Genomic DNA, 13,386 nt, shown 5'->3' with positions numbered 1-13,386 from the left:
CACGAGCCATGTCGACGCCCTGGGCTTCCCCGAGTGGCGCCGTCGATGGCAGGGGCGCCCGGTGGCCACGGGCGCCCCCTGCGTCACCGGAGCTGTGACGCCGGCAGTTGTCAGCGCTGCGACGCGGGCAGGAAGTGGATCCGTTCCTGGACGACCGGGTGCCCGGCCCTGGCGAAGTTCGCCGCCATGGGGAAGTTCCCCTGGTCGGTGGCGCCCGCGATGAACTCGGCGCCGCGCTCGGCGAGATAGTGCGTGCACTCCGCCAGCAGGTCGTACGCGTAGCCGCGACCGCGCTGCTCCGGTACGACTCCGATGAAGCCGATGCACGGGCCCGACGGGTTGTGCGCGGGGATGTGGAGGCCGACCAGTTCACCGTCGGGCGTGCGGGCGAGCTGCCACCATTCGCGCGGCGACGGCGGCCGCAACTGGGGGCCGACCGCGGACAAGTGGTTCGGCCGCAACTGGCGGCCGACTGTGGCCAAGTGGGGCGGAATCCACGCTTCCGTGCAGGTCAGGACGGGCGGTGGTATCGCTTCGTCTGGACACCTCGGCCCTTTGGGGCCGACAATCTGGAACGTGACGTCCTCCTTCGAGTCCAACACGTATCCCGCGCGGCTGTCCGATGCCGAGCGCGAGCGTGTCCTCGACGTGCTCAGGGAGGGTGCGGCCCAGGGCAAGCTGTCGCACGAGACCTTTGTGCACCGGATGGAACTGGTCCTCGCCGCACGCCGCTCCGAAGAACTGGCGGCGCTCACCGCGGACCTGGTCGACGAGGGCCGCTGGTCACGCCGGCTGTTCGGCGTGGTCGGCCGGATCTCCGCGTTCTCGGTCCGGCTGCGCAGGGCGTGGCAGGCGGAGAAGCTGCCGCCGCTGCTCCTGCCCGAGCCGGGACCGCATCCCCTCCGTATCGGCCGCGACCCGGCCAACGGCCTGCGGCTCAGCCACGACACCGTGTCCCGTATGCATGCCGAGCTGAGCCACCAGGGCAGGCTGTGGGTGCTCCGCGACCTCGGCTCGACGAACGGCACCACCGTCAACGGCCGCAGGGTGACCGGCTCGATCGTCGTCAACGACGGGGACATGGTCGGCTTCGGCAGCGTGACCTTCCGCCTCACCGCACGCTGAGCGACTCCGCCCGACCGTCACCGGTCGCGGCGGGCCCGGCGGTTGTGCCGAACCGGTCGTCCGGATTCGAACGAAGGGCCCTACGCCACGTCCACTCGCCTCAGCAGCGCCACCGGGCGGGTCGCGAACAGGTCCGCCAGACGCACCGGTCCGGACGGGAAGTCGCGTTCCGGGGCGAGCAGGTCCGACCATCGGCCCGTCGGCAGTGGCAGTTCCGTGTCGGCCCAGCCGCCGGTCCGCGCCAGTCGCAGTGAGAGGCGGGTCACCGCCGTGACCACCTCGCCCGAGCGGCAGAAGGCGACGCAGTGGTCCGCCGCCGGCCCGTGCGGCAGGAGCGGGGTGTAGGTCGCCGATGCCCCGAACAGGTCGGGCGCGTCCCGGCGCAGCCGCAGGGCGGCCACGGTCAGGGCCTCCTTCTCGGCACCCGGCCCCGCGTGGGTCGGTCCGCCGAACTTCACCGAACGCCGGTTGTCCGGGTCGACCAGGGCGAGGAACTCGCGCTCCGAGCCCTGATACACGTCGGGCACCCCCGGCATCGTCAGATGCAGCAGCGTCGCACCGAGTACATTCGCCCGCACGTACGGATCGAGTTCGTGGACGAACCGTGCCACCGAGTGCTGCGGCGGGCCCGCCGGCCCCGCGTCCACGAACGCCGACACCGCCTTCTCGTACCCCGCGTCCGGCTCCGTCCAGCTCGTGCGCAGCCCCGCCTCGCGGACAGCTTTCAGCAGGGCCGTCTCCAGCCGACCGGCGTCCGGAATGCAGAACCCGACGGCGGTCTGCCAGGCCGTCCACGCCACCTGCGGGTCGGGGGCGATGCCGCCGGGCACGCTCTCCGCCTCCTCGGACATCTGGGCGAGGAAGTCCGCCCAGCGCTCCGGGCATTCGGACAGCACGGCGATACGGGCCCGCACGTCCGCACTGCGCTTGGTGTCGTGCGTGGTGAGCACGGTCCCGGTCGTGGGCCAGTCGGCGGCCAGCCGGGCGCAGTACGCGTGGAACGCCTCGGGGCCGATCGCCGGATCGCCGGGGTCGCCGCCGACCTCGTTCGCCGAGAGCAGCGGGCCGTACCGGTAGAAGGCCTTGTCCTCCAGGGACTTGGCCCGCAGCGCCGACGCCGTCTGGGCGAAGCGGGCGCGGAAGGCATCGTGGTCCGGCCCCGTGCCGAGCAGCCCGAGCGCCAGCTCCCTGACCACGTCCACGGCCGTAGCCTCCTCCGGTACCGTGAACGCCTCCTTCGCGGCGAGGACCGCCTCCTCGGGCAGCGCTTCCTCGTCGGCGACGCCGTAGGGGCGGTAGACCGGAACGCGGACCAGCAGCTCCCGTATCGCCGTGCGCAGTGCCCACGGGGCGTGGTCCCGCAGGCGGGGGCCGGCGGCGCAGACCCGTTCGGCGAGTCGCACGAGCGCCGCGGTCTCAGCGGCCAGCTCATGGGTGACCACCTCGTGCGCGGCGTGCCGCGCCGTGGCGTCCCAGCGGCCGCCCAGTTCCTCGGCCGCCTCCGTGAACTGCCGGTGGTCGGCGGCGAGCACCGCCGCTCCGGCCGGATCGGTGAACAGACCGTCGAGCCGCCGCAGCGCGTCGTACCCGGTGGTCCCGGCGACGGCCCAGCCGGCCGGCAGCCGTTCGTCGCCGGTGAGGATCTTCTCCACGACGATCCAGCAGTCCCCTCCGGTCGCCTTGTCGAGCCTGCGCAGATATCCCTCGGGGTCGGCCACCCCGTCGGGGTGGTCCACCCGCAGACCGTCGACGACGCCGTCCCGCACCAGCTCGACGATCTTCTTGTGGGTGGCGTCGAAGACCTCCGGGTCCTCGACGCGCACACCCATGAGCTCGGAGACGGTGAAGAAGCGGCGGTAGGTGAGCTCGGTGCGGGCCAGCCGCCACCAGCCCAGGCGGTACCACTGGGCGTCCAGCAGCTCGGCGATCGGCAGGCGCGCCGTCGCTTCCCGCAGCGGGAAACGCTGCTCGCCGTAATGCAGGACGTCACCCTCGACGTGCATCTTCTCCATCTCGTCGCCGACGCGGCCGGCGAGCACCGGCAGCAGGAGCCGCCCGCCGCCTGCTTCCCAGTCGATGTCGAACCAGCGGGCGTACGACGACACCGGCCCGTCCCGCAGCACCTCCCACAGGGCGCGGTTGTGGCGCGGCGCCGCCGCCATGTGGTTGGGGACGATGTCGAGGACGAGCCCCATGCCGTGCTCGCGTGCCGTACGGGACAGATCCCGCAGACCCGCCTCGCCGCCCAGCTCCTGGCGGACCCGGCTGTGGTCGACCACGTCGTAGCCGTGGGTGGAGCCGGGGACGGCCTCCAGGACCGGAGACAGATGCAGATGGGAGACGCCGAGCGCGGCTATGTGCGGCACGGCCGCCGCCGCGGCCGAGAACGGGAAACCGGGCTGGAGCTGGAGCCGGTACGTGGAGGTGGGCGTCATGCGAACATACGTACCCGCCCTGAGAGGTTCCTGCGCCCGGCCCGGTGGAACGTGTGGGCCGAACGGGTGATGTGGGGACTCGTCCGGGCGTCCCAGCTGGACGAACGCTCTCCAGTGTGCCCCGTGCGGGACGTGCCTACGCCGGCCGTCGCAGCACCGTCATACTGCGGCCCACCAGTCGCAGCTCGTCCCCGGCGGCGACCATCGGACCGTTGCCCGGCGGCACTCCTTCCTTGCAGGCCGTGTCCACCACCACCTGCCACTCCTCGCCGTGGCTCACCGGCACCGTGAATTCCAGCTCCTCCGCGCTCGCGTTGAACATCAGCAGGAACGAGTCGTCGGAGATCCGCTCGCCGCGCGGTCCGGGCTCGGAGATCGCGTGGCCGTTCAGGAAGACGGACAGCGCCTTGGCGTGCGCCGCCTGCCAGTCCCGCGCGACCATCTCGTCGCCCTGCGGGGTGAACCAGGCGATGTCGGTCAGCTCGTCGTGGGTCCCCTCCACCGGCCGGCCGTGGAAGAACCTGCGTCGCCGGAAGACGGGATGGTCGCGCCGCAGCCACACCATCGTCCTGGTGAAGGCGAGCAGCGAGCCCTCCTCGTCGTCGCCCGGCTCCGGCCAGTGCACCCAGGCGATCTCGTTGTCCTGGCAGTAGGCGTTGTTGTTGCCGCCCTGGGTGCGCCCGAACTCATCGCCGTGGCTGAGCATCGGTACGCCCTGCGAGAGCATCAGCGTCGCGATGAAGTTGCGCATCTGCCGCTCGCGCAGTTCCTGCACGCCCTCGTCGTGGGTGTCGCCCTCCGCGCCGCAGTTCCAGGAGCGGTTGTGGCTCTCGCCGTCGCGGTTGTTCTCGCCGTTGGCCTCGTTGTGCTTGTCGTTGTAGGAGACGAGGTCGTGCAGGGTGAAGCCGTCGTGGCAGGTGGTGAAGTTGATCGAGGCCAGGGGGCGTCGCCCGTCGTCCTGGTACAGGTCGGAGGAGCCCGTCAGCCGGGACGCGAACTCGGCGAGGGTGCGCGGCTCGCCCCGCCACAGGTCCCGTACGCAGTCGCGGTACTTGCCGTTCCACTCGGTCCACAGCGGCGGGAAGTTGCCCACCTGGTAGCCGCCCTCGCCGACGTCCCACGGCTCGGCGATCAGCTTCACCTGGCTGACCACCGGATCCTGCTGGACCAGGTCGAAGAAGGACGACAGCCGGTCCACCTCGTGGAACTGGCGGGCGAGCGTCGCGGCGAGGTCGAAGCGGAATCCGTCGACATGCATCTCGGTCACCCAGTAGCGCAGCGAGTCCATGATCAGCTGCAGCACGTGGGGACTGCGCATCAACAGGGAGTTCCCCGTGCCGGTGGTGTCCATGTAGTAGCGGCGGTCCTCGGTGAGCCGGTAGTACGACTCGTTGTCGAGGCCGCGGAAGGAGAGGGTGGGGCCGAGGTGGTTGCCCTCCGCCGTGTGGTTGTAGACCACGTCGAGGATGACCTCGATACCGGCCTGGTGCAGTGCCCGCACGGCCTGCTTGAACTCCAGGACCTGCTCACCGCGGTCGCCCCAGGAGGCGTACGAATTGTGCGGGGCGAAGAAGCCGATCGTGTTGTAGCCCCAATAGTTGTTCAGTCCCGCGTCCACCAGCCGGTGGTCGTTGACGAACTGGTGCACGGGCATCAACTCGAGTGCGGTGACGCCAAGTTCCGTCAGATGCGAGATCACGGCGGGATGCGCGAGCCCGGCGTACGTACCGCGCAGCTCGGGCGGCAGCTCCGGGTGCAGCATAGTGAGGCCCTTCACGTGGGCCTCGTAGATCACGGTCCGGTGGTAGTCGGTGCGTGGCAGGCGGTCGTCGCCCCAGTCGAAGTACGGGTTGACCACCACCGATGTCATCGTGTGCGGAGCGGAGTCGAGGTCGTTGCGCGAATCGGGCCTGCCGAAGTGGTAGCCGTAGACCGACTCGTTCCACTCGATGGAGCCACTGATCGCACGTGCGTACGGATCGAGCAGTAGCTTGGCTGAGTTGCAGCGCTGCCCGCGCGCGGGCTCGTACGGGCCGTGGACCCGGAAGCCGTAGCGCTGGCCGGGCATGATGCCCGGCAGATAGGCATGCCGCACGAAGGCATCCGTCTCGCGCAGCTCTACCGCTGTCTCCGAGCCGTCGTCGTGGAGCAGACACAGCTCGATTCGGTGTGCGGCCTCGGAGTGCACCGCGAAGTTCGTGCCGGCGCCGTCGTAGGTGGCACCGAGGGGATACGCCTGTCCCGGCCAGACCTGCATAGATAGGACTCTTCCATTTCTGATCCGGGTATTGGGGCTACTCGGACAAGATCCTCCCCCAAAGTGGGGCAACCTCCTAGGACTTCGTACCGTCCTACCGGGTGACCAGTCACAAACGAGGGGGAAATGGGGGACCAGTACGCCAATTGGCGCGTCGTCACCTGGGGAAGCCGATGGCGGGTGCCGCCATCGCGGTGACGGGGGACCGTAGTGATGGTGCGGATCACGCTGCCGGGCACGGCGGGGGCCGATGATTCCGGCCGGGGAAGGGAACGGCGTCCGGGGCCGGCGGCAGCCCCGCGGCCGGTGAGTCGGGACCGGCCGACGTCCCGCGGCCCGGCGTCATCGCCGACGCGCCGCAGGAAAGGGGCCGGGGGCGATCCGCTCACCGGCGACGAGTTGACGCGGGGCGGAGGCCGGCGCTGCCTCCCGCCGCACGGCGGGACGGCCAGAACGCGGTCGGCGGCCGCGGCCCGCAGCACCTGGCGGCAAACCTCGCCGAGCCGCCGCCCTCCGAGGCGGACGGCACCGCCGCGCCACGCCGGGCCGAGGTGGGATTCTGCGATGATCGTATCGGCGCACTCGTCACCCGGACCGTCCATCTCGACACGGGCAAGGTGGAGCGGACCGGCCCCCGGCACGGGGCCAGCCGTCGCCGCACCGGCCTGGGTCAACATCGGGTTCCATCCCGTCGCCCGGGGCGAGAAGTAGCCCCATGCCGGTCCACTGGCAGGGCTTCCAGCTCGCCCCAGTGACGTGACCGCTATGAATCCCCTCACTCCGGCCGATCTCGCCGACCAGAACGGCTCGCACCGCCACGGGAGTTGAGAAAACTCCCGGCTCATCCTGCTGCACCGCCTCCCGTCGGCGGAGTAGGCTTCCTTGATCGTTGGAGGGGGCAGGGAAGGCGGTGCGCGGGTGAGCTCGGGAGGGCTGGAGCTACCCCCCGGTGACACGGGTCACGAGGGGGGAGACTCCGCCGAGGTCCCGCCAGGAGCGGTCTCGCTCGCGCGGCCGATGGAGATCGGGGCCGAGCTGGACTGGGGAGCCGACGCATGGAGCGAGGTGCGCACCCGCGCCCAGCGCGCCGGGCGCGCCTACATCTGGCTGAATCTGGTGGAACAGCGGCTGAGGGCGGTCGTCGCCGCCGTGCTGCGCCCCATCTACGAGCCGGTGCACGGCGACGACTGGGTGGTCGCCGCGGCCGGCCCGGCGGGCCACGAATGGGTGCAGCGTGCCGTCGCGGTGCGCGAGGTCTCCCGCCGCAAGGGCTATCTGCTGGACCCGGCGGACGACAACGTCCTGTCCTTCCTCACCCTCCCGCAGCTGCGCGAGCTGATGGTCCAGCACTGGCCCTGCTTCGAGCCGTACTTCGATGACCGGCGCGACGTCGAGCTGGCACTCGACGAGCTGGAGGTCGCCCGCAACGTCGTCTCCCGCAACCGGGCGCTGAACGAGGCGGTGCTCGCCCAGGCCGAGCGTGCCTCCTCGCGGCTGCTGGAGATACTCGGCAGCGGCGCCGGTGTGCCCTCCGCCGACCGGCTCCCGGTCGATGCGGTCGAGGACCTGGTCGGCGACCGGTACGCGGACGTCGTCTCCGTCCACCCCGACCGCGTCAGACTCCAGCGCCAGTTGCCCGCCGAGGACCTCTTCGGCGGCGCGCGCCGCGTCGACGCGATCGGCATAGGACTGAACCTGCTGGTCCAGAACTTCTCCGGCCGCAGGCTGGTCCGCCTCGCCGAGTCGGGCTGCCGGGTCCGGCTGCTCTTCCTCAACCCGGCGAGCAGCGCCGTCAAGCGCCGCGAGCGCGAACTCGGCATCAAAAAGGGCGAGTTGAGTCGCACTGTGGAGATGAACATCCTCCATATGCGCCGGGTCCGCTCCCGCCTGCGTGACCCCGGAGCCTTCGAGATACAGGTCTTCGACGAGACACCGCGCTTCACCGCCTACCTCGTCGACGGCGACGGGCCCGACGGTCTCGCCGTCATCCAGTCCTACCTCCGCCGCGCACGCGGCATGGAGGCGCCCGTGCTGGTGCTGCGTGGCGCCGGGCGTTCGGTCGTGCGCGCCGGCCAGGACGGAGAAACGGGTCTCTTCCAGACATACCGCGAGGAGTTCGAGTCGGTATGGGCCGACTCGCGCCCTGTGTCGTGACGGCCGTCCGCACAGGGCCCCCGGGGCGCAGCCGCGGATCGGTGCCCCGGTCGGGACGGCCGCCCGAACCCGCTGTCAGTGGTGCGTGCGAGAGTGGTCGTCAACTGGGGGAAGCACCACCGCATCACTGAGAAGGGGGCACTCATGTCCTGGCACCGCGAGCTGCTGGTCGGCTTCGATCTGGAGACGACGGGCACCGATCCGCTCGACGCACGCATCGTGACGGCCGCCGTCGTCGAGCTGCGGGCCGGGGAGCCGGTGCGCAGGCACGGCTGGATGGCGGACCCGGGGATAAGCATTCCTGCACAGGCCTCCGCCATCCACGGCATCAGCAACGAGCGGGCCGCAGCAGAGGGCCGCCCCGCCCGAGAGGTGGTCGACGAGATCGCCCGGACGCTGACCGGCCACTGGCAGCAGGGCGTCCCCGTCGTCGCGTACAACGCGGCCTTCGACCTGACGTTGCTGGCCGCCGAGTTGCGGCGGCACGGACTGCCGTCCCTGGACGAGCGGCTGGGCGGCCGGCCGATCGGCCCCGTCGTCGACCCGTACACGATCGACCGGGCCGTCGACCGCTACCGCAGGGGCAAGCGCACGCTCGAAGCGGTCTGCGTCGAGTACGGGGTGGCCCTCGACAGCGCCCACCACGCCGACGCGGACGCGCACGCCGCGGTGCTGGTCGCCCGTGCGATAGCGGAGCGGCACGCCATGGTGGCGGGCCTCGCGGTGGCGGAGCTGCATGAGCAACAAGTGGTCTGGTACGCGCAGTGGGCGGCCGATTTCCAGGGATTTCTGCGTCGCAAGGGATCTCCCGACGCGGTGGTCGACGCCTCGTGGCCGCTGCGGGAGCTCGCGCCGGTCGCCGGCTGAACGCACCGGTGCGGCGGGCAGGCCATGGGCGGCGCGCCGGTCCGGCATCGTCAGAAGGGGTACCAACGCACCTCGGGGTCGTCGTCCCGCAGGGACGCCACCCTGCGGCGGAATTCGGCCAGCGCCGCGGGGTTGGACGGGGCGTGCTGGGCGACCCAGGCGCAGCTGGCGGTTTCGCGGGCGCCGCGCAGTACGGCGCAGCCGTCCCATGTGCGCACGTCCCAGCCGTAGGTCCCGGTGAACGAGTCGTAAGCGGCGGGATCGAGGCCGTAGCGGTCGCGGGAGAGGGCCATGACCACCAGGTCGTGCTCGCGCAGATCCGACGAGACGGTTTCCAGGTCGACGAGGGCGGGACCATCCGGGCCCACATGGACATTGCGGGGGAGTGCGTCGCCGTGGATGGGACCCGGCGGCAGATGAGGGGTGAGCGCGGCCGCCGCCTCGGCGAAACCGTCGCGGCGTGCCCGCAGATATGCGGCGTCGGCGGGGTCGATCGCGTCGCCGGCCAGCCGCAGCCAGCGTTCGACCCCGCCGAGCAGCTCCCGGCGGGGCAACTCGAAGGGAGGGGAGGGCAGCGCGTGGACGAGCCGCAGCAGGCGCGCGAGGTCGGCGGGCTGCGCGGGCCGTACGGCGTCCGGGAGCCGGTGCCACACCGTCACCGGATGTCCGGCGACCAGCCGCGGCCCGGGCTCCGCGGCCCGTACGCCAGGCACACCCGCGGCCTCCAGCCAGGCGGCGACGGCCAGTTCACGCTCGGCACGCGGCAGCAGCTCTGCGTCCCGGCCGACCTTGATCACCATCTTGTCCGCCGCGAACACGGCGTTCTCGCCGAGTGCCAGCAGCGGCGCGTCGGCCCGCAGCCCGGCCCTCGCCAGCACCTCGCGTGCTCGTGTCTCGTCCATCGCCCTCTTCCGGCATCGTCGTGAACCCGACAAAGTCTCGCATCCGTGCAGGCCGCCTCGACGAACCGACAGCCCGTCAGCACCGGGCCGCCGGGGGCCTGGGGGTGGCGCGACGTCTCGGGACGGACGCCCCGGCCGGGGAACTGCGCGACGCGGTCCTCGAGCTGGTGGGGGACCCGCAGGTGGCGGCACGGCTGGCGAAGATCAAGTCCGGCATGGCCGGCGAGGGCGGCACGCGACGCGCGGCCGACCTGATCGAGGCGGAACTCCCGTCCCGGTGAGGCACGCGGCATCGGAGGCGGCGGCCTGGCGCAGCCGCCCCGTCAGCCTTTCGTGAATTCGTGCTTCGCCGCCCGCGTGCGCGAATGTGTAAATGGCGTGGACGAATGGTCATATCCGTGATGCATGCGTGAGGTGTGTGTGCGTGCTTTCTGTGCACGGGCCCCGGATCCGCGTCGAAATCAGGGACGTATTCAGGTCGTCCCGCCCTGCCGGGCAGTGATGTGCGGCGGGGTGCGGTCGCCTCTCGGGGAGGGGGCGCGAACCCAGGAAGTGGGACGCAAGCCCCTTTCTGCAGACGGCTGTTGGGGTCGATGCCCGACTTGCGTCGCCCTGGCCGATTTCTTATTGCGAAAGCTTGTTTTCTAAGTCACAGCTGCATGAAGGTCTTGATCTGGGCGCGTCAATCGGTCAGGGTTTCGAGCCAGTCCCCGGAGAAATTCCGTCCGTGGGCCGATCCCCCCACAAAAATTGACGAGGAGACCCCTCTTCATGGCAACTCACAAGCGCGCGAGCAGGATCAAGCTCACCGCAGCCATCACCGCCGTGGCCGCCGCAGCCGGCGTCACGTTGCTCAACACGTCCTTCGCAGGAGCCGCCGCTCCCGTCGAAGGCAAGATCTACGGCGCGAACGCCAAGGGCGCCGTCGCCGGCAGCTACATCGTGATGCTGGACGAGAAGGCCGACAAGAAGGGCCTGGCCAAGGAGTACGGCGGCACGCTGGAGCGCAACTACAGCTCCGCCATCAACGGCTTCTCCGCCAGCGGTCTCTCCGAGACGGAGGCCAAGCGTCTCGCCGCCGACCCGGCGGTCGCCAAGGTCGTCCAGAACAAGAAGTTCACCATCAACGCGACCCAGGACAACCCGCCGTCCTGGGGTCTGGACCGGGTGGACCAGGCCGACACGGCCGGCGACAGCAAGTACAACTACCCGGACAGCGCCGGAGAGGGCGTGACCGCGTACGTGATCGACACCGGAGTCCGTATCTCCCACAAGGACTTCGAGGGCCGCGCTACGCACGGCTTCGACGCCGTGGACAACGACGACTCGGCCGACGACGGCAACGGCCACGGCACGCACGTCGCCGGCACCATAGCGGGCGCGGCGCACGGCGTCGCCAAGAAGGCGAAGATCGTCGCCGTTCGCGTGCTCGACGACAACGGCTCCGGCACCACCGAGCAGGTCGTCGCGGGCATCGACTGGGTCACCCAGAACCACCAAGGCCCGTCCGTCGCCAACATGAGCCTTGGCGGTGGCGCCGACGAGGCTCTCGACGAGGCCGTCCGCAAGGCCATCGCCGCCGGCGTCACCTTCGGCGTCGCGGCCGGCAACGAGTCCTCCGACGCGGGCCAGGGCTCTCCGTCGAGGGTCAAGGAAGCCATCACCGTCGCCTCCTCCACCGAGGAGGATGCCCAGTCGGACTTCTCCAACTTCGGTGAGGTCGTGGACATCTACGCACCCGGCTCCGACATCGCCTCGGCGTGGAACGACAGCGACGAGGGCACCAAGACCATCTCCGGAACCTCGATGGCGACCCCGCACGTCGTCGGCGCCGCGGCGGTCTACCTCGCCGGCCACCAGGACGCCACCCCGGAGCAGATCGCCACGGCCCTCACCGAGGGCGCCACGGCCGACAAGATCACCAACCCGAGTGCGGGCACGCCGAACAAGCTGCTGAAGGTCGTCGAGTGACCCAGGTATGACCCCGGTGTGGGGGGGGGGGGGGGGGGGGGGGGGGGGGGGGGGGGGGGGGGGGGGGAGGGGAAAGGGGAGGGGGGGGGGGGGGGGGAGGGGGGATGAGGAGGAGAGAAAAAAGAGATCCCCCTCCTCCCCCACTCCCTCCCCCCCCCCCCCCCCCCCCCCCCCCCCCCCCCCCCCCCCCCCCCCCCCCCCCCCACACCCACGGCGCGCTCGCCGCCGGACCGGCGGTCGCCGTGCCCTCCCCCACGGGGCACGGCGACCGCCTTTATCGTTTGAGCATGACGACGAAGTACGCGGCGCTCCTGCGCGGGATCAACGTGGGTGGCAGCAGGAAGGTCCCCATGGCGCAACTCCGCTCGTTGCTCGGCGACTTGGGCCACAGCGACGTCGCCACCTACCTGCAGAGCGGAAACGCCGTCTTCAGCAGCGCGGACACCGACGAGGACGTGCTCGCCGACGGGATCGAGGCGGCCGTCGAGAAGGCCTTCGGCTTCCGTGTCGACACACTCGTACGCAGCGGCCCCTATCTGCGGGCGGTCGCCGACGCCTGCCCCTTCCCCGCTGCCTCGCTGGAGGGGAAACAGCTCCACGTCACCTTTCTCTCCGAGACCGTGGCGCCGCGCCGACTGGCGTCGATCGACACCGCGGCCCATTTGCCGGAGGAGTTCCGGCTCGGCGACCGGGCGCTGTACCTGTACGCGCCGGACGGCCTCGGCCGCTCGAAGCTCGCGGCGGCCTTGTCGAGGCCCGGTCTGCTGAAGGGCGTCGTCGCCACCAGCCGCAACTGGAACACGGTCGTGAAACTGGTGGAGATGACCCGTGACTGACTTCCCGCGGACGGACGGAGGCCGTCAGACACTCGACGAGCTCACCGCGCTCGTCGGTGCCGGGGAAATGGCCCGGTCAGCCGGGTCATGAAGCTCCGGCGCTACGCGGAGACCGCCGACGCGTACTCGATCCGAGCCTCGTCGTGGCGGTCCAGCAGTAGCCGCGCCAGTTCGGGCGACGCGCCCAGCACGTCCGCGACGACGTCCGCCTCGCTCGCTCCGGCCGCGATGCGGTCGGGGAGCCGGCCGGGGGCTATCACGTACGGGGCGAGGGCGACGCGCGCGTGGCCCTCGGCCCGCAGCGCGCGGACGGCGTCCTCGGTGCGGGGCAGAGATGCGGAGGCGAACGCAGGCCGCACGGCGCACCAACCGGTGTGCCGCAGCTCCCGCGCTGTGTGAGCGATCGCTGCGATCGCCTCCGGGTCCGTGGAGCCCGCCGCGGCCAGCACCAGGGCGGTCGAGCTCTTGTCCGCGGGGCCGAGCCCCGCCTCGTACAGCCGCCGCTCGACGGCGCCCAGCAGCAGTGGTGACGGGCCGAGGACCTCGGCCTGCCGCACGCGCAGCGACGGGGGCGCCTGCCGCAGCACTGCCGGGATGTCCGCCTTGGCGTGGAAGGCGCGGGTCAGCAGCAGCGGCAGCGCCACCACGTCCCGTACGCCGTCGGCCGCCAGACGCCCGAGGACCTGGGGCACCGCCGGGGCGTTGAAGTCGAGGAACGCCGTCTCCACGCGCAGGCCGGGTCGCAGCGACCGTACGCGCCGGGTGAGGGCGTGGACGGTCGCCGCGTGGCGCGGGTCTCGGCTGCCGTGGGCGATGACGAGCAGGACGGAGTCGTTCAT

At 71.3% G+C, this 13,386-nt stretch carries 9 protein-coding genes and 3 pseudogenes; 7 read left to right on the top strand and 5 right to left on the bottom strand.

Going from position 1 to position 13,386, the window contains the following annotated elements:
* Positions 1-110 precede the first annotated feature (110 nt).
* Positions 111-416 (bottom strand): annotated as a pseudogene (locus ACZ4SA_RS07010) (GNAT family N-acetyltransferase); the annotation flags it as partial.
* Positions 417-576: 160 nt separating this feature from the next.
* Here ACZ4SA_RS07010 and ACZ4SA_RS07005 point away from each other — a divergent pair.
* Entirely contained in the window at positions 577-1,125 is a 549-nt protein-coding gene (locus tag ACZ4SA_RS07005; protein WP_468270650.1) for an FHA domain-containing protein, read from the top strand.
* 80 nt (positions 1,126-1,205) lie between these two features.
* Here ACZ4SA_RS07005 and treY read toward each other — a convergent pair whose 3' ends face one another.
* Together treY and glgX are read right to left on the bottom strand one after the other, a co-directional pair.
* Positions 1,206-3,560 (bottom strand): malto-oligosyltrehalose synthase, encoded by a 2,355-nt coding sequence (gene treY / locus ACZ4SA_RS07000; protein ID WP_468270648.1) that lies wholly within the window; start codon positions 3,558-3,560, stop codon positions 1,206-1,208.
* A 136-nt stretch (positions 3,561-3,696) separates the two neighbouring features.
* Positions 3,697-5,817, bottom strand: a complete 2,121-nt coding sequence (gene glgX / locus ACZ4SA_RS06995; protein ID WP_468270646.1) for a glycogen debranching protein GlgX — start codon at positions 5,815-5,817, stop codon at positions 3,697-3,699.
* 666 nt (positions 5,818-6,483) lie between these two features.
* Here glgX and ACZ4SA_RS06990 point away from each other — a divergent pair.
* From ACZ4SA_RS06990 to ACZ4SA_RS06980, 3 genes and pseudogenes are all read left to right on the top strand, one after another.
* Positions 6,484-6,645, top strand: a pseudogene (locus ACZ4SA_RS06990) (copper amine oxidase); the annotation flags it as partial.
* Positions 6,646-6,735: 90 nt separating this feature from the next.
* On the top strand, positions 6,736-7,971 hold the full coding sequence (locus ACZ4SA_RS06985) for an SAV2148 family HEPN domain-containing protein (RefSeq protein WP_468270644.1): 1,236 nt from the start codon (positions 6,736-6,738) through the stop codon (positions 7,969-7,971).
* Between the two features lie 144 nt (positions 7,972-8,115).
* A complete protein-coding gene (locus ACZ4SA_RS06980; protein WP_468270642.1) occupies positions 8,116-8,838 on the top strand; it encodes an exonuclease domain-containing protein in 723 nt (240 codons plus the stop codon).
* A gap of 50 nt (positions 8,839-8,888) precedes the next feature.
* Here the strand turns inward: ACZ4SA_RS06980 and ACZ4SA_RS06975 are convergent, their stop codons facing one another.
* Entirely contained in the window at positions 8,889-9,740 is an 852-nt protein-coding gene (locus ACZ4SA_RS06975; RefSeq protein WP_468270640.1) for a phosphotransferase enzyme family protein, read from the bottom strand.
* 95 nt (positions 9,741-9,835) lie between these two features.
* Here ACZ4SA_RS06975 and ACZ4SA_RS06970 point away from each other — a divergent pair.
* From ACZ4SA_RS06970 to ACZ4SA_RS06960, 3 genes and pseudogenes are all read left to right on the top strand, one after another.
* Positions 9,836-10,021 (top strand): annotated as a pseudogene (locus ACZ4SA_RS06970) (glycosyl transferase); the annotation flags it as partial.
* A 490-nt stretch (positions 10,022-10,511) separates the two neighbouring features.
* On the top strand, positions 10,512-11,711 hold the full coding sequence (locus ACZ4SA_RS06965; RefSeq protein WP_468270638.1) for a S8 family peptidase: 1,200 nt from the start codon (positions 10,512-10,514) through the stop codon (positions 11,709-11,711).
* 287 nt (positions 11,712-11,998) lie between these two features.
* Positions 11,999-12,547: a DUF1697 domain-containing protein gene (locus ACZ4SA_RS06960; protein ID WP_468270636.1), complete on the top strand. Its 549-nt coding sequence runs from the start codon at positions 11,999-12,001 to the stop codon at positions 12,545-12,547.
* Between the two features lie 101 nt (positions 12,548-12,648).
* On the opposite strand, the gene ACZ4SA_RS06955 is transcribed toward ACZ4SA_RS06960, so the two are convergent.
* Positions 12,649-13,386 carry a sirohydrochlorin chelatase gene (locus tag ACZ4SA_RS06955; RefSeq protein ID WP_468270634.1) on the bottom strand — a complete coding sequence of 246 codons (738 nt, stop codon included), beginning with the start codon at positions 13,384-13,386 and terminating at the stop codon, positions 12,649-12,651.

This window comes from Streptomyces sp. NPDC027962, assembly GCF_055566095.1.
The sequence above is the reverse complement of the archived record's forward strand: the minus strand, read 5'-3'. Positions and strand labels throughout refer to the sequence as shown.

Excerpts from the sequence above, each read along its gene's own strand:
- treY (WP_468270648.1), bottom strand. The coding sequence starts at position 3,560 with ATGACGCCCACCTCCACGTACCGGCTCCAGCTCCAGCCCGGTTTCCCG.
- glgX (WP_468270646.1), bottom strand. The coding sequence starts at position 5,817 with ATGCAGGTCTGGCCGGGACAGGCGTATCCCCTCGGTGCCACCTACGAC.
- ACZ4SA_RS06980 (WP_468270642.1), top strand. The coding sequence starts at position 8,116 with ATGTCCTGGCACCGCGAGCTGCTGGTCGGCTTCGATCTGGAGACGACG.
- ACZ4SA_RS06975 (WP_468270640.1), bottom strand. The coding sequence starts at position 9,740 with ATGGACGAGACACGAGCACGCGAGGTGCTGGCGAGGGCCGGGCTGCGG.
- ACZ4SA_RS06965 (WP_468270638.1), top strand. The coding sequence starts at position 10,512 with ATGGCAACTCACAAGCGCGCGAGCAGGATCAAGCTCACCGCAGCCATC.
- ACZ4SA_RS06960 (WP_468270636.1), top strand. The coding sequence starts at position 11,999 with ATGACGACGAAGTACGCGGCGCTCCTGCGCGGGATCAACGTGGGTGGC.
- ACZ4SA_RS06955 (WP_468270634.1), bottom strand. The coding sequence starts at position 13,386 with ATGAACGACTCCGTCCTGCTCGTCATCGCCCACGGCAGCCGAGACCCG.